This is a genomic window from Pseudogemmobacter hezensis (assembly GCF_013155295.1).
Taxonomy (GTDB): Bacteria; Pseudomonadota; Alphaproteobacteria; order Rhodobacterales; family Rhodobacteraceae; genus Pseudogemmobacter; species Pseudogemmobacter hezensis.
This window is the reverse complement of sequence record NZ_JABJXT010000031.1, coordinates 1-19,592: the sequence shown is the minus strand read 5'-3', so window position 1 is coordinate 19,592 and position 19,592 is coordinate 1. Positions and strand designations below refer to the sequence as shown.

Genomic DNA, 19,592 nt, shown 5'->3' with positions numbered 1-19,592 from the left:
CCGTGCCGGTGACAGGGTCGACCCATGAGCAAACCCGCTGACAATCCCGCCGATCCCTTCAAGAAAGCTCTGGCTGAGGCAACCAAAGTCCTCGCCGATGATCCGGAGATGAGCGTCTCATACTCGGTCGATCCGGCGGGAATGAACCGCGATGGCGTCCGCCTGCCCCAGGTCTCGCGCCGGATGACCCGTGATGAGGTCTTGCTGGCCCGCGGCACGGCTGACGCTTTCGCCATGCGGCGCAAGTTTCACGATGAAAGCACCGCTGCCAGATATGCGCCGGTCGGCCAGTTGGCCCGCGACATCTATGAGACCATGGAAACCGCGCGCTGTGAGGCCATGGGCGCAAGGGTCATGCCCGGCACCGCCACCAATATCGACGCGAAAATCGCCCAGGAGGCTGATCGCAAGGGCTATGCTCAGATCAGTTCGGCCCAGGATGCGCCTTTGCCGGTTGCTGCGGGCTATCTGGTACGCGCGCTGGCCACCGGGCGCAAACTGCCGCCGGGCGCTGAGAATGTGATGTCGCTCTGGCGTGGCTTTATCGAAGAACAGGCCGGCGGCACGCTGGAAAACCTCGATGACGTGCTGGCCGACCAATCGGCCTTCGCGCGGCTGGCCCGTCAGGTGATCCAGGACCTCGGCTATGGCGACCAGCTGGGCGACGACCCGGATCGCCCCGATGAGGACGAGGCCGGAGACGAGGCCGAAGAGGATCAGGACAGCCCAGAGCAGGAAGACGGCGACGAAGAGCAGGGCGAAGAAGCCGAGGCCAGCCCCGAGCGCAGCCAGGAAGAGCAGCAGGACGAATCCCAGGCGCAGGTCCAGATGGACGACAACGCCGAGATGGAGCTTGGCGATGAGACCGAGATGCCCGAGAGGGAGGCCCCGCTTGAGCCCCCGCCCCCGGCGCCCCATTCCGATGCCGATCCGAATTACACCGTCTATACCACCCAATTCGACGAAGAGATCCGCGCCGAGGATCTGGCCGAACCCGCCGAGCTGGACCGTCTGCGCGCCTATCTCGATCAGCAGCTGGATCCGCTGAAAGGCGCGGTCGGGCGGCTGGCCAATAAACTGCAGCGCAGGCTGCAGGCGCAGCAAAACCGCTCCTGGCTTTTCGACCTGGAAGAGGGCGTTCTGGATGCCGGGCGCCTGGCGCGGGTTGTCGCCAACCCGACAACGCCCCTGTCGTTCAAATGGGAAAAGGACACCGAGTTCCGCGATACCGTCGTCACCCTGCTGATCGACAATTCGGGATCGATGCGCGGACGCCCGATTTCTATCGCGGCGATCTGTGCCGATGTGTTGGCCCGCACGCTGGAACGCTGTCAGGTCAAGACCGAGATCCTCGGCTTCACCACCCGCGCCTGGAAAGGCGGCCAAAGCCGTGAGAAATGGTTGGCCGACGGGCGGCCGCAACAGCCCGGGCGGCTGAATGATCTGCGCCATATCATCTATAAATCAGCCGATGCGCCCTGGCGGCGGGCGCGGCCCAATCTGGGCCTGATGATGAAAGAGGGCCTCTTGAAGGAAAACATCGACGGTGAGGCGCTGGAATGGGCGCATCGCCGGATGCTGGCCCGCCCCGAGGCGCGGCGCATCCTGATGGTGATCTCGGATGGGGCCCCGGTTGACGACTCGACGCTGTCGGTAAACCCGGCCTCTTTCCTGGAAAAACATCTGCGCGATGTGATCGCCATGGTCGAAAAGCGCCGCGCGGTCGAGCTGATTGCCATCGGCATCGGCCACGATGTCGGGCGCTATTATCAGCGTGCCGTCACCATTACCGATGTCGAGCAGCTGGCAGGTGCGATGACCGAACAGCTGGCCGGGCTTTTCGACAAAGACCCGCGGGCCGCCAAACGGGCAGGTCTGCGCAGGGCGGTATAAGGCGGCGCGGCCGTCCCTCTTGCCTGCGCCCTGCGCGGGCATTCCAGGCACAGAATAAGGGGCCATCCCGATGTTTCAGAGCTTTGACAATCCCGCCTCTCCCGAAGCGGGCCCGGCCCGGCTGGCGGCTTTGCGGACAGTGATGGCGGCAGAGGGGCTGGCGGGCTTCATAATCCCCCGCGCCGATGCGCATCAGGGCGAATATGTCGCCGATTGCGATGCAAGGCTGGCCTGGTTGACGGGGTTCACCGGATCTGCCGGATTTTGCATCGCGCTGGCCGATCAGGCCGGGATCTTTATCGACGGGCGCTACCGCACCCAGGTCAAAGCCCAGGTCGATCTGGCGCATTTCACCCCCGTCCCCTGGCCCGAAACCCAGCCCGGCCCCTGGCTGCGGGCAGCACTGACCGAGGGTGTGATCGGCTTTGATCCCTGGCTGCATACCAGCGATGAGATCGCGCGGATCACCCGGGCGCTGGAAGGCAGCGCGATCAGCCTGCGCCCGGTCGCCAACCTCGTTGACCGGATCTGGAATGACCGCCCGCCTGCCCCCCAGGCCGCGGCCTTCGCCCATCCGCTGACACTTGCGGGCGAAAGCAGCGCCGACAAACGGGCCCGCATTGCCGCAGAGCTGCAGGCGCGTGGCGAGGCAGCGGCCGTTCTGACACTGCCGGATTCGATCTGCTGGCTTTTGAACATCCGGGGCGCAGATGTGCCGCGCAATCCCGTGGTGCAGGCTTTTGCAGTGATCTCGGGCACGGGCGATGTCAGCCTCTTTGCGGAACCTGCGAAATTCGCGCCCGATCTGCTGGCAAGTCTTGGGCCACGGGTTACGCTGCTGCCGCCCGCAGGCTTTGCCGATGCCCTGGCCGCCCTGCCCGGCCCCGTGCGCGTCGATCCGCAGAGCGCGCCACTGGCAATCAGCATGACTCTTGAGGCCGCCGGGGTTGCAATCAGCCAGGCCCCCGACCCCTGCATCCTGCCCAAGGCCCGCAAGAACACCGCCGAAATCGCCGCCACGCGCGAGGCGCATCTGCGCGACGGCGCGGCGGTTTGCGAATTCCTCGCCTGGCTGGACAGGACTGCACCCGGCGATCTGACCGAAATTCAGGTGGTCAAGGCGCTGGAGGATTTCCGCCGCGCAACCAATCTCTTGCATGACATCAGCTTTGACACCATCTGCGGCGCGGGGCCCGATGGGGCGATCATCCATTACCGGGTGACCGAAGAAACCGACCGGGCGCTGCAACAGAATGAGCTGCTTCTGGTCGATTCCGGCGCGCAATATAAAGACGGCACCACAGATATCACCCGCACCATCGCCATCGGCGACCCGGGCCAGGAGGCGCGCGACTGCTATACGGCTGTGCTGCGCGGCATGATTGCGATCTCGCAGGCCCGCTGGCCGCGCGGATTGTCCGGGCGCGATCTGGACCCGCTGGCACGGCAGTTTCTCTGGTCCAGGGGCCTCGATTACGATCACGGCACCGGGCATGGCGTCGGCGCCTTCCTCTCGGTGCATGAGGGGCCGCAGCGCATCTCGCGCATCTCCGAGGTGCCGCTGGAGACTGGGATGATTCTCTCGAATGAGCCGGGCTATTACCGGGAGGGCGCCTTCGGCATCCGGCTGGAAAATCTGATCGTGGTTGCGCAGGCACCCGCCCTTGGCGACAAACGCGATCAGCTGTCATTTGAGACGCTGACCTGGGTGCCGTTTGATCGCCGCCTGATCGTGACCGCGCAGCTTTCCGCCGACGAACGCGCCTGGCTGAACGCCTATCACGCGAAGGTTCTGGCGCTGATCGGGCCGCGCCTCAGCCCAGAGGCTGCAGCCTGGGCCGAAGCGGCCTGCGCGCCGATCTGAGGTAAAGGCTGTCGTTTCCCCGATATGCAGGGAAACGGCCCGCCCAGCCCCTGCAAACCTTACTGCGCGGCCAGCAGGCGGATGCGTTCCACCATGGCCCGCAACCCGTTAGAGCGTTGCGCAGACAGGTTTTCTTTCAGTCCGATACGCTCAAACTCAGCCAGGGCATCTACATGCAAGACCTCAGCCGGGCTCAGCCCCGCGTAAAGCGCATGCAGAATGGCAATCAGCCCACGCACGATCATCGCATCGGAATCGCCCTGGAAATCAAACTGCCCGGGCGTGATCTGCGGCCGCAGCCAGACCTGGCTTGCACAGCCATCGACCTTATAGGCGGGAACGTGGAAACTGGCGTCCAGCGAGGGCATCGCCTTGCCTAGCTCGATCACATGACGATAGCGCTCTTCCCAGTCATCCAGGAATTCCAGCGTCTCGGCGATTTCCTCAAAAGCGGGCGTGGCCATGCCTGATCTCCTTGCTGCTTTGCCCGGCCTAGCGCCGCCGTGGCCCAAGGTCCAGCCGGGAATGCTGCCTCTTTGCATTACAGCGGCTTTTCAAAGCGCGGGTTTCGCGCTACCCAGAGGGCGGAAGATGGAGATTGCCGGATGATCCGCAAAACGACCGCTCTTTGCCTGTCGCTGGGCCTTGTGCTGACCCTTGCCGCCTGCGGTGGCAGCCGTCTGAACCCGTTCAACTGGTTTGGAAAGTCCGAGCCTGTTGAAAAGGTCGAGATCGAAGAAAAGCAGACCGATCAGCGCGAACGGGTAGCCAATGTCCTTAACATGAATGTCGAGCCTGTCGCCTCTGGCGTGATCGTGCGTGCGGTCGGGCTGACGCCCAATCAGGGCTGGTGGGAGGCAGAGCTGGTGCCGCAACCGTTGACCGCCGACGGCATTCTGGTACTGGATTTCCGCATTTCACCGCCCTGGGATCAAACCCGCGTTAGCACACAACGCTCGCGCGAGGTAACGGTGGCGCTGCATCTGTCGAATATCAAGCTGGCCAATGTGCGCCAGATCATCGTCCAGGGGGCGAATGACGCCCGTTCTGCAGGACGCTGACGCCGAAAGGGGGCTGCCTGCCCCCTGAGGCCTTCGGCCTCTCCCCCGGGGATATTTTCAGACAGTTGAAAATACGGTTATTTCATCCGTCCCGAAATATCCTCGGGGGGAGGTTCGCGCAGCGAACCGGGGGGCAGACAGCCCCCCCTTCTTTGACAGCAAAAGAGCGATCGATCAGATCTTGATCGCGCGGATTTCGCTGCCTTTCGCGGTCAGCGCAATCTCGCCCTTGCAAAGGCGCAGCGCTTCATCGCCGAATATTTCCGATCGCCAGCCCTTCAAAGCCTCGACATCGCGCCGTCCCGAGGCGATTGCGTCAAGCTCGGATGCTGCGGCGATCAACCTGGGCGCGACGCCGAGCTGCTCGGATTTGGCCTTCAGCAATACCCGCAAAAGATCAGCCAGCGCCCCGTTGATCTGCGGCTGATCGGGCTGGATGTCGGGCTTTGGCAGATCCTCTTGCCGCACCGCCATACCCGCCTGAATCGCTGCCAGAATGCCATCGGCGATCTCGGGCTTGCGGCCCTCACGCAGCAAAAGCCGCGAGCGCCCAAGCTCTTCCATCGTCGTGGGCCTGGTCGAGGCCAACTCGAGAAGCGCATCGTCCTTCATCACCCGCGAGCGCGGCACGTTCTGGGATTGCGACCAGCTTTCGCGGAACTTCGCCAGCTCGCGCACGATGGCAAGGAAACGGCCCGAATTGGTGCGGGTCTTGATCCGCTTCCAGGCGTCATCGGGATGGATCGTATAGGTCGCCGGATCAGTCAGCACCGCCAGCTCTTCGGCAACCCAGGGGGCGCGGCCGTTCTTTGCCAGCTGGGCGGAAAGCCATTCATAGATCACCCGCAGATGCGTCACGTCAGCCAGCGCGTAATCCTGCTGCGCGGTCGAAAGCGGGCGGCGCGACCAGTCGGTAAAGCGCGAAGTCTTGTCGAGATTGGCCTTGGCGATCTTGCGCACCAGCGTTTCATAGCCGACCTGCTCGCCAAAGCCGCAGACCATCGCGGCGATCTGGGTGTCAAACAGCGGCACGGGAAAGACGCCGCCCTCGACAAAGAAGATCTCAAGATCCTGGCGGGCCGCATGGAACACCTTGACCGTCGCCTCATGGCGGAACAGGTCATAAAGCGGCTCCAGCGACATATCCTCGCCAAGGATCGGATCGACCAGCACCGCATCGCCATCCTTGCCGGGCAGCGCCATCTGGATCAGGCACAGCTTTGACCAATAGGTGCGTTCCCGCAAGAACTCGGTGTCGATGGTGACATAGGGGGCGGTTTTGGCGGCGGCGCAAAATGCGGCCAGCTCTTCGGTGGTGGTAATCGTGCGCATCTGTCCTCACGGCGTTTGCGGGGGTATCCCGCCTGAAATCAGCGCCTGCGGGCCAGCCCAAAACAGCCTGCCCGCAAAACAGCCCGCCCGGCAAAGGCGCGACAATTTCGTTTGTAATCAGCGAAGATGTGATTGGAAAGTGAAATAGCCGGAAAGGTTGCGCCTTTACCGCCCGGCCCCGCCAGGCGACATCTGCTGCGCCTGTAAATACTGCAGAACAGAGCGCGCAGCCCGCAGGCCCGGGGCCTCACCGCCGCGGCCCAGACGCAGTATGGTCAGCGCCATCGCATCCAGCTGCGCCTGACGTGCCCCCTCAGGGCCGCCCCCCAGCAGCGCCGCCAGCGCAGGCACCAGATTGGCCGCGCGGCAGTCTTTGCCGATGAATTCCGGCACCACGCGGGTTTCCGAGACCAGATTGACCAGCGTTACCGTATCAATGCGGATCATCCGCCGCATCAGCCACAGCGTCAGCGGCGCCATGTCATAGGCGATCACCATCGGGCAATTCTGCGCCGCCAGCTCCAGGCTGACCGTGCCAGAGGCCGCCAGCGCCGCATCCGCCGCCGCGAAAGCCGCGACCCGGGTCTGCAGATCGGGCGCAGGCAGCAGGATCGGCGCAGCCGCCCAGTCTGAAATCGCCTCTGCCACGAAATCCTTCAGATAGGCGGGCGTCGGCAACACCACCCGCAGCCCCGGAATTTGCTGCGCCAACTGGGCGACCGTCTCGCCAAAGGGGGGCAAAAGGCGGCTGACCTCACCCCGGCGCGAGCCTGGCAGCAGCATCAGCAGCGGCGCATCCGCTGCGATGCCATGTGTGGCGCGGAAGGACTGCGCCATAGCCGCATCGGCCACGGGTTCAGCCACCACCGGGTGGCCGACGAAATCGCAGCTCATACCGGCGGCCTGCATATAGGGCGGCTCGAAGGGCAAAAGCGCCAGCACATGGTCGATCACCCCGGCCATTTTCTTCGCCCGCCCCGGACGCCAGGCCCAGACCGAGGGCGCCACGTAATGCACGGTCGGGATCTCGGGCGCGGGTTCTTTCACCAGCCGCGCCACGCGCAGGCAGAAATCGGGGCTGTCGATGGTAATCAGCACCGCAGGCGGATCCGCCAGCACCGCATCCGCCGTCTGCCGGATCCGCCGCTTCAGGTGGAAATATTTCGGCGCAATCTCGGCAATGCCCATCACCGACAACTCTTGCATCGGGAAAAGACTGTCCAGCCCCTCGGCCTGCATCGCAGGCCCGCCGACGCCCGTGAACCGCGCATCGGGCCGCAGCGCCCGAAGCCCGGCCATCAGCGCCGCCCCCAGCCGGTCGCCCGAGGGCTCTCCGGCGATCAGGAAGATATTCAAGCCGCCTCTCCGGGGGCGCGGGCCCAGATGAAAAGCCCCAGCTCACGTGCCAGAGCCTGCATCTGCGGCAGATCAAGGCAGATCACGCCGCCCGCCTCAAAGGCGATGCCGCCAAGACCCGCCGCCGCCACATTGCGCAGCGTGTCGGGGCCAAGCGCGGGCAGGTCGATGCGGCGATCCTGCAGCGGTTTCGGGGCCTTATACAAAAGGCCGCGCCCACGGGATGCGTCAGGGCGCAGCCCCTCGGGCAGTTGGGCGACACCTGCAAGCATGGCGTCAGTCCCGGCCAGAGTCTCAGTCGCAAGGCAAAGCCCCTGCTGCACAACACAGCCCTGGCCAACATCAACCCGGCCAAGCGCCTCGGCGATCAGCGCGGCGCGGGCGGCATCCATCCGATCCCGGGGGCCAACCTCGCCTGCATAGAAGGCCGCGCCTGGCACCAGCGCCGGGGCCAGATCGCCCGCGCCGATGATGCGAAAGCCGTCTTCCTCAAAAAGGGCGATCACCTCGCGCAGCGTCGCATCATCGCCCTGGGCCAGCGAGGCCATCAGCCGGGGCACGATGCCCGCCGTCAGCGGATCGAAAAGCGCAGGGTCAAGGCGGGGGCGGCGCACGGCGCCTGCGAAACAGACCTCGGTGACGCCCGCCTCATGCAGGGCGGCGAAAAACGGGTAGAGCCGCTCGATCCGAAAGCTGAGATCCGGGGGCAGCCCGTCCGGTGCGAATCCATCCAGCGCGGCGACGAAGGGCCGCGTGGCAGCCGCAGCGACCAGCGCGCCAGGCAGCTGCCCTGCCCCGGCAATGATTGCAACGCTCATTTCGCGCCCTTCGGTGTCAGGAATGAGCGGTCGGTCGCGGCCAGGATGAACTCGCTGATTTCACGCACATGGGGGGCGTCGAAATCCTCGGCCAGGCGCTCGGCGCGGTCATGGAAGGTGCCCTCGCCCTGGGCCAGCATCTGGAAGGCGGCGCGCAGCTGGGTGATTTCCGGGCGCGAGACGCCGCGGCGTTTCAGCCCGACCAGGTTCAGCCCGTCCAGCTCGCCACGCGGGGCCTGAACCAGGCCGTAGGGGATCACGTCATTGGTGACCATGGTCACCGCGCCGATGATCGCGCCGCGCCCGATGCGCACGAACTGATGGATGCCCGACAACCCACCGATCACCACGTCATCGCCGATATGGCAATGGCCCGCGATGGCGACATTGTTCGCCATTACTACCCGATTGCCGATGATCGCATCATGACCGATATGCACGCCGGTCATCAGCAGGCAGTCATCACCAACCTGGGTGATGCCGCCGCCGCCCTCGGTTCCGGTGTTCAGCGTCGCGCCCTCGCGGATGCGGCAGCGGGCACCGACGATCAGCTTTGTGCGCTCGCCTTTGAACTTCAGATCCTGGGGCACCTCGCCCACGCTGGCGAAAGGCCAGATGGTGGTTTCCTCGCCGATCTCGGTCCAGCCGGTGACGACGGCATGCGATTTCAGCGTGACACCGCGTTGCAGCGTCACCTCTTCGCCGACGACGCAAAACGGGCCGATCTGGCAGTCAGGGCCAATCACGGCCCCGTCGTCGATCACGGCCGAAGGGTGGATGACGGCGGTTCCGTGGATGGACATGGGTCAGGCCTTTGGCAAATCGAACATAGCGGTGAACTCGGCTTCGCAGGCCAGCTCTCCGTCAACCATGGCACGGCCCGAGAATTTCCAGACCTTGCCACCACCGCGCAGCGCTTTGACATGCAGTTCCAGCACGTCGCCAGGCACCACTTTGCGGCGGAATTTCACCCCGTCAACGCCCATGAAGAACACTTTCGCGTTCTTGTCGACCAGATCCATCGACAGGCCCACCAGCACGCCCGAGGTCTGCGCCATCGCCTCGATGATCATCACGCCGGGGAAAATCGGCATGCCGGGGAAGTGGCCGGTGAATTGCGGCTCGTTATAGGTGATGCATTTCACGCCGACACAGGACTGGTCGATCACCACGTCACGAACCTTGTCGATCAGCAGGAAAGGGTAGCGATGCGGAATGATCCGCTGGATCAGGTCAAGATCGGCATTGGTGACGGCCCGGGCATCCACTTGGCGCATCCTCCTTACAACATTAGAGACGAAGGACCGCGCCTCATACTGAACCGCGCGGTTTTCTGACTGCTACCAACTCGGCAGCGGCTGAGCAAGTTCCCGTGAACGGGCAAGGTGAAATCCGGCCAGAGTGGGCAGAGTTACCAGAGTGGGCAGATCCGTCAGGGCGCAGTATCGGGCGCCTCGGGCACGGTATCGGGTGCGGGCGCTGCTGTATCCTGGGCGGGCACGGTCCCGGCACCATCCTGCGGCGCGGGCATACGCTGATCCATCAGTTCGATCGCGCGGGGCGTTACATCCGCAGATGAGCGGGCCAGCACCAGCGCCTCATCCGAGAGGATCGCCACCGCCCCATATTCATCCAGCAACTCGACCAGAAGCGGCACGGCCTGGTCGATGAATGCCTTGCGATCCTCATCAAGTCTGCGGTTGATCGCCCGCGATTTCGCATCCTGCGCCTGACGGATCTCTTCGACCCTGAGATCAAAGGCACGCGCCAGCGCGGTAAAATCCGCCGCCGTCATCGAGCTGCGCCTGACGGTCAGCTCACGCTCTTCGGTCTCAAGCGCGGCCTCAATCGAGCGGTTCTCAGCGCTCAGATCAGCCGCCGCCGCCTCGGCCTTGCGGATAGCCGCCGCCCCCCAGGCCGAATTTTCAAAAAGCTCGGTCTGATTGAGGGTAAGGATCGCGTTATTGCCCGCCACGGAAAGCCCATCTGAAGACGCTTCACCTGCGGCACCCGGTTCTGTTGCAGCCTGTTCTGCAACATCAGTCGGGTCCGCAACAGCCGGGGCAGAATCGGCCTCTGTCACCGTCCCAGGGGTTTCGCGGGCATCAACGCCCCCCTCCTGGGCCAGGGCCGGGTTGGCAAGGGCCACAACCAGGGCCGTGACAAGAGAAAGGCCGCCCGCAGGCAGCCCCCTCTTTGCGTTAAACCGATCTGCAAGCGCTGTAACCGGGCGCATCGAAACCCTCTCAGAACTTGGTCGAGACAGTCAGGTCGAAGGTCTGCTCGCGGTCATAGTCTTCTTTCTTGACCGCCTTCGAGAAGTTGAAGCGCAGCGGCCCGACCGGGGTATCCCAAAGCACCGAGACACCAACCGCGACACGCGGCTTGAAGCCATCATCGACATTCTCGCCGCCACTCCGGCACTGCAGGCCACAGGTGTCAGTCAGGCTCCAGACAGAGCCGACATCGACGAAAGCGCCGCCCATGATGCCATATTCCTCGGGCAGACCCAGCGGGAATTCCGATTCAAAGCGGGCCACGGCAAAGACATTGCCGCCGAGCGCGTCTTCATTGTCGGTGCCGTCGCGCGGGCCGATGCCGTTCGGTTCAAACCCACGCATCTTGCCGCGCATAAAGAAGCGGTCGGTCACCCGCGTTCCGGTATCGCCCAGATCGTGGATATGGCCACCCTCAAAGATCGCGCGCAGCGTGACCTCTTCGTTCCAGACCTTCTGTTCCGCCATCGCAAAGACGGTGGTGGTCAGGAATTTGGTATCGCCGCCCAGGCCGCCGATGTCCTGGCCAAAGCGGAACAGGAAGCCACGGGTCGGATCAAGCCCGGTGATGCGGGTGTCGTAGTCGTAGCTATAGCCGATCGAGGACGAGACCAGCGCGCCGGCATCCGTTTCGCGGCGGATGATCGGCGAACGGATGTCCACTGGCGTTGGAGGAACGGTCGTATTGTCGAACTCATCGGCCTCAAGATCGAAGATATTGTCGCGGCTGAGGCGATAGCGAAGGCTGAAGCGCGACTGATCGCCCAGCGGGAAGCCAAGCGCCACCGAGAAGCCCGCATTGCGGGTGTTGTAAAGCGCGTGATCAGAATCGGTGGTGCGATAGAACAGCCCGAAGGACAGGCTGAGGTCACGCCCGAAAAGCGCAGGCTCGGTAAACGAGAAAGACGAGCTTTGGTTGTCCGAGCTGGTCGAGACAGAGAAGCCGATCGCCTGGCCACGGCCAAGGAAGTTCGATTCCGAGAAGTTGACCGAAACCCCGGCGCCCGATGCCACCGAATAGCTGAGACCAAAGCCCAGCGAGCCGGTCGGCTGTTCATCAACGTCGACATTGACCACAACCTGATCGGGGGCCGAGCCAGGCTCTGCATTCACCCGCGCATCAGAGAAGAAGCCAAGCGCCCGGATCCGCTCGGCGGACTGGCGGATCTCGCGCGGGTTGAAGGGGTCGCCTTCAACCGTGCGGAACTGGCGGCGCACCACCTGGTCCAGCGTGGTGGCATTGCCCTCAATGTCGATACGCTCGACGAAGACTTTCTCACCACGAACCACGGCAAACTCGATATTGACGCGCTGATTGCGGTCATCGCGGGTCACCCGCGGCTCGACGCGGACAAAGTTCAGCCCCTTGCGGAGCGCCAGATTTTCCATCCGGGCGATATTGTTGTCGATCAGGGCCGGGTTCCAGGTCTGCCCGGTCTTGATCTTCTGCACATCGGCGAAATCGGCGGCATTGACGCCCTCGACCTCAGAGACCGTGGTGATATTGCCGATGGAATACTGCTGGCCCTCACGGATGGTGAAGGTGACGAAGGTCGCATCGCGTTCCCGCGAGACCTCGGCCGAGGCGTCAAGCACCTGGAAATCAATATAGCCGCGCGAGCGGTAGAACTCGGTCAGCAGCTGTTTGTCGAGGTCGATACGCTCGGCAATATAAGTATCTTTCTGGATGATCGCACGCAGCAGACCGGCCTGTTTGGTCTGCAGCACCTGGCGCAGACGGCGATCCGAATAGGCGCGGTTGCCGACGAAAGACAGGGTCTCGATCTCGACGACCTTGCCCTCGGTGATCTCGAACACCAGATCCACACGATTGCCGTCACGCTTGATCACCCGTGGCGTCACGGTCGCAGCGATCCGCCCGCGCGAGCGATACATCTCGGCAATCGCCGCAGCATCGGCCTCGGCGGTCGAGGGCGAGAAAACGCGCCGCGACTGCGATTTGACCATGGTCGCCAGATCTTCATCCTTAAGGCGCTTATTGCCCTCAAAGTTGATGACATTGATGAAGGGATATTCCTTGACCCGGATCACCAGCGTATTGCCCTGGGGGATGATCTCGACGGTTTCAAACAGCCCCGAGCCGTTGATCCGCTGATAGGCGTCGTTCAGCGCCCCTGCCGAGACCTGCTGGCCACGACCGATTCCCGCGTAAGAGAGGATGGTCGAGGCGTCGACGCGTTCATTTCCCTCAACGCTGACATTGCTGAAGGCAAAGCTCTGGGCGAATGCCGGGCTAAGCAAAACCGGCGAAGTGCCTGCAGCGCCAAGGAAAACCGCTGTTGCCAGCGCCCTGCCTGCTTTGGCCCTGCGGCCATTGGCGCGGCGCTGTTTTCCAGAGATGTTCACCATGACCTGCACGCCTCGTCGCACGAATTTCCCTTTTGCCTGACTAACGACAAAGGTGAGGCTTGTCAAAAGGCTGTGGTCCCTGTGGATAACTTTGGCAGATATGGTAGCGGGCGAAGTGACCATAGCCGCTCGGCGCGCTCCGCGCCGCAGGGGCCTTTGCAGGGCTATCGGCTCCCCCCGATCCCTTGCGCCAGCACCTGGCAGGGAAAACGGCCAGGGAAAACGGGCTGCGCGAAGCGAAAGGCTGAGAATCAACGGGAAACCGGGCTCAGCCCCCGATCCGGGGCGAAAATATCAGTGCCGCCGGGGCAATCGTGGGAAAATCACAAAATATCAAAAGGCCCGATATCAAAAGGCCCGGGCAGCCTATGTGCCGGGCCTGATTACAGATACAGAAACGAACAGGTCAGACTGAGCGGCAAATCTGAACGCAGGAAAAGCCAGCCAGGACCATCTGCAAAGCCCGCTTTATGCTCGGCGAAAACCCGCCTGTGTCACCGCATTCCGGCCTTTATACCGTATATCCCCGCCCATCCGCGCTCTGCACCCCTCCGCGCCCTGCGGAAGATCTGGGCCAAAGATCAGGGAATAACCGGAAGAACCGTGCTATAATGGCCCATCAGCGCCGACCCCAGGAAGGCACCGGCCAGCAGACCGGCAATTATCGTGCCGAGGGTAAAGAGCCAGTCAAAGTTAAGACGGGCCAGCATCACGATGCCGGGGAAATTGCGTTCAACCATCTGCATAGGATCACCTCTTGTTGCGGGAAGCACTACGCATTGATTGGGGCAGGACTATGGCAGGCAGGGGCGGCACCCTTTCAGACTGTTTCTTTCACCGCCACAGACTGTCGCCTGCAAACGCTTCGCGCCTGGCCAGATACCGCTTTCACAACGCAAAACGGCACCCCCTCGCAGGGGTGCCGCCGTTCGGGTGTCGCAGAGAGATGCTCAGACGCAGGTCACGTCATTCCACAGTGCGAAAGCCATCAGCGACAGCAAAAGCGTCAGCCCGATGGTCATCAGGAAGCGCAAAGCGCGGTCTGAGGGCGGGCGGCCGGTGACCGCCTCAAAGGCGTGGAACACCAGATGGCCGCCATCCAGCACCGGGATCGGCAAAAGGTTCAGGATCCCCACCCCCAAAGACAGCACCGCCAGCATCGACAGGAAACTCATGGTGCCGGATTTCGCCGCATCGCCCATGGTCTCGGCAATGCCGATCACACCCGACATATTGCAGGTCGAGATCTGCCCAACCACCATATGCCACAGCCCCGAGAAGGTCGCCGTCACCATCCCCCACATATTTCCGGCCGAGCGGGTCACCGTCTCGACCACGCCCACCGGGCGGGTGGCGGGCTCGAATGTGGTGCCGGAATAGGCGCCGAGCATCCAGAAGGTATCGAAACCACCGCCCTCTTCGGCGCTGCGCGGCAGGTCACGGCGGCGGGGTTTCAGCTCGACCTCAAAGGTCGTGCCGTCGCGCCAGACCGTCAGCGGCAGCGCCTTGCCGTCAGAGCCGCGCACCGCCTGCACCAGATCGTCAAAGACCACGATGTCCTGGTCGCCGATCTTCAGCACCACATCGCCGCCACGGATCCCGGCATCAATCGCTGCCGATTTCGGCTGCACGCCGCCAATCAGGCCGGGCATCGGATGCGGGGCCTCGACGGTCAGCTGCTGGCCGTCACGCTCGATGGTAAAGGGGATCAGCGGCTGGCGGGGCAACGCCTTCAGCGCCGCGGCATAGGCCTCATTGTCGGGGGTGGCAGTGCCATTCAGCGCAAGGATCACATCGCCTTCCTGCAGCGTCTGCACGCCCGGAACCGCGACCAGCTTGCCAACCGTCGGGCGGTCAACCGGCACGCCCATATAGAAAAGCGTGCCCGCAATGATCACGAAAGTCAGGATAAAATTGGCCACCGGCCCGGCCAGCACGGTCGAGGCCCGCGCCCAGAGCGGCGCCCCGGCCATGGTGTGGCGGCGTTCCTCGGCGCTAAGCCCCGAGGGCACCTCCGAGCGCACCGAAGAGGCATCGCTGTCGCCAAGGAATTTCACATAGCCGCCAAAGGGAATGGCGGCGATCTGCCAGCGGGTGCCGCGTTTATCGACCCGCGACAAAAGGATCGGGCCAAAGCCCACCGAGAAGACCTCGGCATGGATCCCCGACCAGCGGCCGACGATGTAATGGCCGTATTCGTGGATCGCCACGATCACCGACAAAGCGATTACGAAAAAGACGACCGACCAGACGGCCCCCGTCAGCATTCCGAGGATATCCATTTACGCAGTCGTCCTTTTACCTGTTCTCAACTCTGCCCGCCTTAGGATGGGGCTATTGCCCTGGGCGCCCCAGAAACCACTCCAGCAACCACTCCAGCAACCACTCCAGCAACCACTCCAGCCACCAATCCGGCGACCAGTCAGCCAGCCAGCCCAGAGGCCAGCCCGACAGCCAGTTCTGTGGCCCTGACCCGTGCCAGATGGTCCATCGCCAGCACATCCTCAAGGGTGGCTGCGTCATTGTGAAGGCCAGAATCCGACGAAAGCCTGTCCAGCGTCGCCTCAACCAACTGCGCCATCTGCATGAAGCCGATGGATCCGGCGATGAAATGATCCAGCGCGATCTCTTTGGCAGCGTTGAACACCGCGCCTGACAGGCCGCCTGCCGCCATCACCTCACGCGCCAGGCGCAGGGCGGGGAAGCGGGCCTCATCGGGGGCCTCGAAACTCAGCCGTGCGGTCTTTGCCAGATCCAGCCGGGCCACGGGCAAGGGCGCACGTTTGGGCCAGTTCAGCGCATAGCCAATTGCGTGGCGCATATCGGGGCTGCCCAGATGCGCCATGATTGCGCCGTCGTGGAAGCCAACCATCGAATGGATGATGCTTTCGCGGTGGATGATCACCTCGATCTGAGCGGGGCTTACGCCGAAAAACTCACGCGCCTCGATCACTTCCAGCGCCTTGTTGAACATCGAGGCGGAATCGATGGTGATCCGCTGCCCCATCGCCCAGTTCGGATGCGCCATCGCCTCGGCAACGGTTGCGGTCTGCAGCCGCTCCAGCGGCCAGTCGCGCAGCGCACCGCCCGAAGCGGTCAGGATGATGCGGTCGACAGCGGCGATATCCTCGCCCGTCAGCGCCTGGTAGATCGCCGAATGCTCCGAGTCGACGGGCAGGATCTGCCCCCCCGTCTCATGCATGCGCCGCATCATCAAAGGGCCCGCCGCGACCAGGCTTTCCTTATTCGCCAGCGCAAGGGTCGCGCCTGCCTCAAGCGCGGTAAGGCCTGGCACCAGCCCCGCCGCGCCCACAATCGCATTCACCGCAATATCGGCGGGGCGAGAGGCCGCCTCGCGGATCGCATCCGCCCCGGCTGCAACCGCCAGACCGCTGCCTGCCAGCGCATCCTGCAGATCGCCAAGCCGCGAAGGATCAGAGGTCACCACGATATCCGGGCGCAGCGCCCGCGCCTGCTGCGCCAGCAGCGCGATATTTTGCGCTCCGGTCAGCGCGGTTACATGGAAATCCGCGCCCTCGGATCCAGCACCCGCACGGGTGATCAGATCAATGGTCTGGGTTCCGACCGATCCGGTCGAGCCAAGGATGGCGATGCGGCGCATCGGGTTACTCCGTCAGGTTGGGCAGGTCCGGGGTTGGGTCTGTGAAGCCCCCTGTATCGGGCAGGAACCCAAGCGCCAGGTTCAGCGCAATCGCCAGCACCGCTGCAAAGGCCAGGGCGTCGAAACGGTCCATAAGCCCGCCATGACCGGGGATCATATTCGAGGCATCCTTGACCCCTGCCCGCCGCTTGATCGCAGATTCGGCAATGTCACCCAGCTGGCCCGCAAAGGCGATCAGGGGGGAAATCCACAGGATATCCGCACTCCAGCCCATGACACGCCAGAAGATCACGCCCACCAGCACCGCGCCGATCCAGCCCGCAACCGTGCCCGACCAGGTCTTTTTCGGGCTGACCTTCGGCCAGAACTTCGGCCCGCCCAGAATGCGCCCGGCGAAATAGCCCAGCACATCCGAGGCCACCACCACCGAGATCAGCCAGACCAGCGCCCAAAGCCCGTTGATCTGGCGCAAAAGGATCAGCGCAATCGCCGTCAGCACGATGATCAGCGCATAGGGCGCGAAGGCCAGAATATCGCGGCGCGGCGTCAGCGTGCCGATCAGCGAGGGCAGCAGAAGAAACGGCAGGCTCCAGCTGGCGGGGGTGAAAATCGCCAGCACCAGCACCGCAAATGTCAGCAAAGCCACCAGGATCGACGCGTCGAACCCTTCCCCGCGTGTCATCCGCGACAGCTCCCATGCCATCAGCGAAGAGGCGATGACGGCAAGCCCCGCGAACCAGACACCGCCGATCCAGACCGCAAAACCGCCCACCGCCAGCATGACGATGGCCGACAGGATCCGGGGCAGCAAATCACCCCAGCGGGCGCTTTTGGTGACGGTGGTGCTCATGCTTTGGCCCCTCCGAAGCGGCGCTCACGATTGCCGAAACGGGCAAGGATCGCCGCCATTTCCGCAGGGGTGAAATCGGGAAACAGCGTCTCGGTGAATTCATATTCCGAGTAAGCTGCCTGCCAGGCCAGGAAATTCGAGGTCCGCGTCTCGCCGCTGGTGCGGATCACCAGATCCGGGTCGGGCGTGTCGCCGGTATCCAGCGCCCGCGAAAAGGCGGCCTCGGTCAGATCCTCGGGGTTAAAACGCCCCTCGGCGGCCTCAAGCGCGATGCGCTTTGCCGCGCGCATGATCTCATCGCGGCCACCGTAATTGATCGCAACCGTCAGGTTCAGCCGATCCAGATGGGCGGTTTTCGACTCGATCCCCGCCATCAGTCGCTGCAGCTTCGGCGCCAGCCGCGAGCGGTCGCCGATAAAGCGCAGCCGCACCCCTTCGCGGGCCAGCTCATTGGCCTCACGCTGGATGTAATGGGCGAAAATCGCCATCAGCCCCAGCACTTCCTCGGTCGAGCGCTTCCAGTTCTCGGTCGAAAACGCGTAAAGCGTCAGCCAGCGCACCCCCATATCGGGGGCGGCGCGAACGATCTCACGCACCCGCTCGACGCCTTTCCTATGCCCGACAAGACGCGGCCAGCCACGATTGGTCGCCCAGCGGCCATTGCCATCCATGATGATGGCAACATGCTCGGCCGGGCGGGCGGCTTTCTCGGTGGTTTTGGCTGCGGCCATGCGCGTATCCCCTGAACGGGTCAGACCTGCATGATCTCGGCCTGTTTGGTCTCAAGCGTCTGGTCGATCAGCTTGATGTGCTTATCGGTCAGCTCCTGGACCTCATCTTCCCAGAACTTCTGATCGTCCTCGGAAAGCGAGTTCTTTGTTTTCGCCTTCTTGATCTGATCCATGCCGTCGCGGCGCAGGTTGCGCACGGCGACCTTGGCGTGCTCGGCGTAATTGCCTGCAACCTTGGTCAGCTCGCGGCGGCGTTCCTCGTTCAGCTCGGGGATCGGCAGCATGATGATCGAGCCATTGGTCTGCGGGTTGATCCCCAGACCGGATTCGCGGATCGCCTTTTCCACCTTGTTGATCATGCCCTTGTCCCAGACATTGATCGTGACCATGCGGGGTTCGGGCACGTTGACGGTGCCCAGCTGGTTGATCGGCGTCATCTGACCATAGGCATCGACCTGGATCGGCTCAAGCATGGTGCCCGAGGCGCGTCCGGTGCGCAGGCTGGCAAATTCGACCCGCAGAGAGGCAATCGCCCCTTCCATGCGGCGGGTAAGATCATCGGTGTCGAGCATGAACTCTTCGGTCGACATCTGGCATATTCCTCAGGCTGGCCCGCGAAAGCTGCGGGGAAATCTGCTTTCCTATAGGACAAAGATCGCCCGGGGTATAGAAGCTTGTGCCCGCAAAGGTGGCAAAGGCCCGCCCTTGCGCGGAATTTCCCGCAAGGCAGCTGTCGCGCGTTCCGTGAGATGAGACGCCCGGTTTCCGCCAGCGCCCGAGCCGAGGCCACAAGATATGCTTCCTGAGAGGGACCACACCCTGGCCTGATAGCACTGTTCCCCTTTGGAAAAACTAATCTGAAACGGCATTGCGCGCTATGCGGGACAAAGCGGTCACCCTGCACGATTCACCTTGGGCGCATCAATCCGTTCGAGTATGGCGCGGCCACAAGAGCAGAGACAGGATTGGATACATGGCGCCGAGACTTCAAACTGAGACGTTCAACACAACGCGTTTCACAATGCGTGCGCTTACGCGCTCTGATGCCGTCGCTCTTTATGGGACGTTTTCTGACGAAGCCCAGTGCCGATATATGTCGCAGCCGCATTTTTCCTCATTGGATGGCTTGGCGGATTGGCTCACTGACAGCGGATGGCCCGGCCGAACATGGGTGGCCATAGACAAGGCAGATGGCAGTCTTGCAGGCCGCTACGTCGCCTTCCCCGGGCGAGACGAGGGGGTGCTTGAGCTCGGCTACATCACCGTAGCAGATCGGCAGGGACATGGCGTTGCGACGGAGTGCATGTCTCAGTTTGAACCGCTCCGGGTTTGCCGGAGGCTGATTACGGTTAGTTACGCGGCGATGTCTTCAATTTCCAGAGCCGCGTAGAAGTTTGCTTCTGCCTCTGCTGGCGGGAT

18 protein-coding genes are annotated in these 19,592 nt (G+C 63.3%); 4 read left to right on the top strand and 14 right to left on the bottom strand.

What is annotated here, in order from left to right; translation table 11 throughout:
- The first annotated feature begins 24 nt into the window (after positions 1–24).
- On the top strand, positions 25–1,893 hold the full coding sequence (gene cobT, locus HOY34_RS20395) for a cobaltochelatase subunit CobT (RefSeq protein ID WP_172366316.1): 1,869 nt from the start codon (positions 25–27) through the stop codon (positions 1,891–1,893).
- Positions 1,894–1,963: 70 nt separating this feature from the next.
- On the top strand, positions 1,964–3,757 hold the full coding sequence (locus tag HOY34_RS20390; protein WP_172366314.1) for an aminopeptidase P family protein: 1,794 nt from the start codon (positions 1,964–1,966) through the stop codon (positions 3,755–3,757).
- Positions 3,758–3,816: 59 nt separating this feature from the next.
- Here the strand turns inward: HOY34_RS20390 and HOY34_RS20385 are convergent, their stop codons facing one another.
- A complete protein-coding gene (locus HOY34_RS20385) occupies positions 3,817–4,221 on the bottom strand; it encodes a SufE family protein (RefSeq protein WP_172366312.1) in 405 nt (134 codons plus the stop codon).
- Positions 4,222–4,362: 141 nt separating this feature from the next.
- Here HOY34_RS20385 and HOY34_RS20380 point away from each other — a divergent pair, with 141 nt between their 5' ends.
- Positions 4,363–4,818 carry a hypothetical protein gene (locus HOY34_RS20380; protein WP_172366310.1) on the top strand — a complete coding sequence of 152 codons (456 nt, stop codon included), beginning with the start codon at positions 4,363–4,365 and terminating at the stop codon, positions 4,816–4,818.
- A gap of 174 nt (positions 4,819–4,992) precedes the next feature.
- Here HOY34_RS20380 and rnd read toward each other — a convergent pair whose 3' ends face one another.
- The 13 genes from rnd to frr all read right to left on the bottom strand — a co-directional run bounded on the left by rnd (position 4,993) and on the right by frr (position 18,763).
- A complete protein-coding gene (gene rnd, locus HOY34_RS20375) occupies positions 4,993–6,150 on the bottom strand; it encodes a ribonuclease D (protein WP_172366308.1) in 1,158 nt (385 codons plus the stop codon).
- Positions 6,151–6,315: 165 nt separating this feature from the next.
- A complete protein-coding gene (gene lpxB / locus HOY34_RS20370) occupies positions 6,316–7,506 on the bottom strand; it encodes a lipid-A-disaccharide synthase (protein WP_172366306.1) in 1,191 nt (396 codons plus the stop codon).
- Entirely contained in the window at positions 7,503–8,324 is an 822-nt protein-coding gene (locus HOY34_RS20365; RefSeq protein WP_172366304.1) for an LpxI family protein, read from the bottom strand. The genes lpxB and HOY34_RS20365 overlap by 4 nt, the downstream gene beginning before the upstream one ends.
- The gene (gene lpxA, locus HOY34_RS20360; protein WP_172366302.1) at positions 8,321–9,127 is read right to left on the bottom strand and encodes an acyl-ACP--UDP-N-acetylglucosamine O-acyltransferase; all 807 of its coding nucleotides are present in this window, start codon (positions 9,125–9,127) and stop codon (positions 8,321–8,323) included. Before lpxA ends, HOY34_RS20365 begins: the two co-directional genes overlap by 4 nt.
- A 3-nt stretch (positions 9,128–9,130) precedes the next feature.
- Entirely contained in the window at positions 9,131–9,601 is a 471-nt protein-coding gene (gene fabZ, locus HOY34_RS20355; RefSeq protein ID WP_172366300.1) for a 3-hydroxyacyl-ACP dehydratase FabZ, read from the bottom strand.
- A 155-nt stretch (positions 9,602–9,756) separates the two neighbouring features.
- Complete coding sequence (locus HOY34_RS20350) at positions 9,757–10,560, bottom strand: OmpH family outer membrane protein (RefSeq protein WP_172366298.1); 804 nt, start codon at positions 10,558–10,560, stop codon at positions 9,757–9,759.
- Between the two features lie 10 nt (positions 10,561–10,570).
- Positions 10,571–12,970 carry an outer membrane protein assembly factor BamA gene (gene bamA / locus HOY34_RS20345; RefSeq protein ID WP_172366334.1) on the bottom strand — a complete coding sequence of 800 codons (2,400 nt, stop codon included), beginning with the start codon at positions 12,968–12,970 and terminating at the stop codon, positions 10,571–10,573.
- A gap of 581 nt (positions 12,971–13,551) precedes the next feature.
- Complete coding sequence (locus HOY34_RS20340) at positions 13,552–13,716, bottom strand: hypothetical protein (RefSeq protein ID WP_172366296.1); 165 nt, start codon at positions 13,714–13,716, stop codon at positions 13,552–13,554.
- Between the two features lie 204 nt (positions 13,717–13,920).
- Positions 13,921–15,252 (bottom strand): RIP metalloprotease RseP, encoded by a 1,332-nt coding sequence (gene rseP / locus HOY34_RS20335; RefSeq protein WP_172366294.1) that lies wholly within the window; start codon positions 15,250–15,252, stop codon positions 13,921–13,923.
- Between the two features lie 140 nt (positions 15,253–15,392).
- Positions 15,393–16,592: a 1-deoxy-D-xylulose-5-phosphate reductoisomerase gene (gene dxr / locus HOY34_RS20330; RefSeq protein ID WP_172366292.1), complete on the bottom strand. Its 1,200-nt coding sequence runs from the start codon at positions 16,590–16,592 to the stop codon at positions 15,393–15,395.
- Positions 16,593–16,596: 4 nt separating this feature from the next.
- On the bottom strand, positions 16,597–17,442 hold the full coding sequence (locus HOY34_RS20325) for a phosphatidate cytidylyltransferase (RefSeq protein WP_172366290.1): 846 nt from the start codon (positions 17,440–17,442) through the stop codon (positions 16,597–16,599).
- Positions 17,439–18,173 carry a polyprenyl diphosphate synthase gene (uppS, locus tag HOY34_RS20320; RefSeq protein ID WP_172366288.1) on the bottom strand — a complete coding sequence of 245 codons (735 nt, stop codon included), beginning with the start codon at positions 18,171–18,173 and terminating at the stop codon, positions 17,439–17,441. Before uppS ends, HOY34_RS20325 begins: the two co-directional genes overlap by 4 nt.
- A 20-nt stretch (positions 18,174–18,193) precedes the next feature.
- Positions 18,194–18,763: a ribosome recycling factor gene (frr, locus tag HOY34_RS20315; protein ID WP_172366286.1), complete on the bottom strand. Its 570-nt coding sequence runs from the start codon at positions 18,761–18,763 to the stop codon at positions 18,194–18,196.
- Positions 18,764–19,050: 287 nt separating this feature from the next.
- Here frr and HOY34_RS22525 point away from each other — a divergent pair, with 287 nt between their 5' ends.
- On the top strand, positions 19,051–19,563 hold the full coding sequence (locus HOY34_RS22525) for a GNAT family N-acetyltransferase (RefSeq protein WP_366926995.1): 513 nt from the start codon (positions 19,051–19,053) through the stop codon (positions 19,561–19,563).
- The last annotated feature ends 29 nt before the right edge of the window (positions 19,564–19,592 follow it).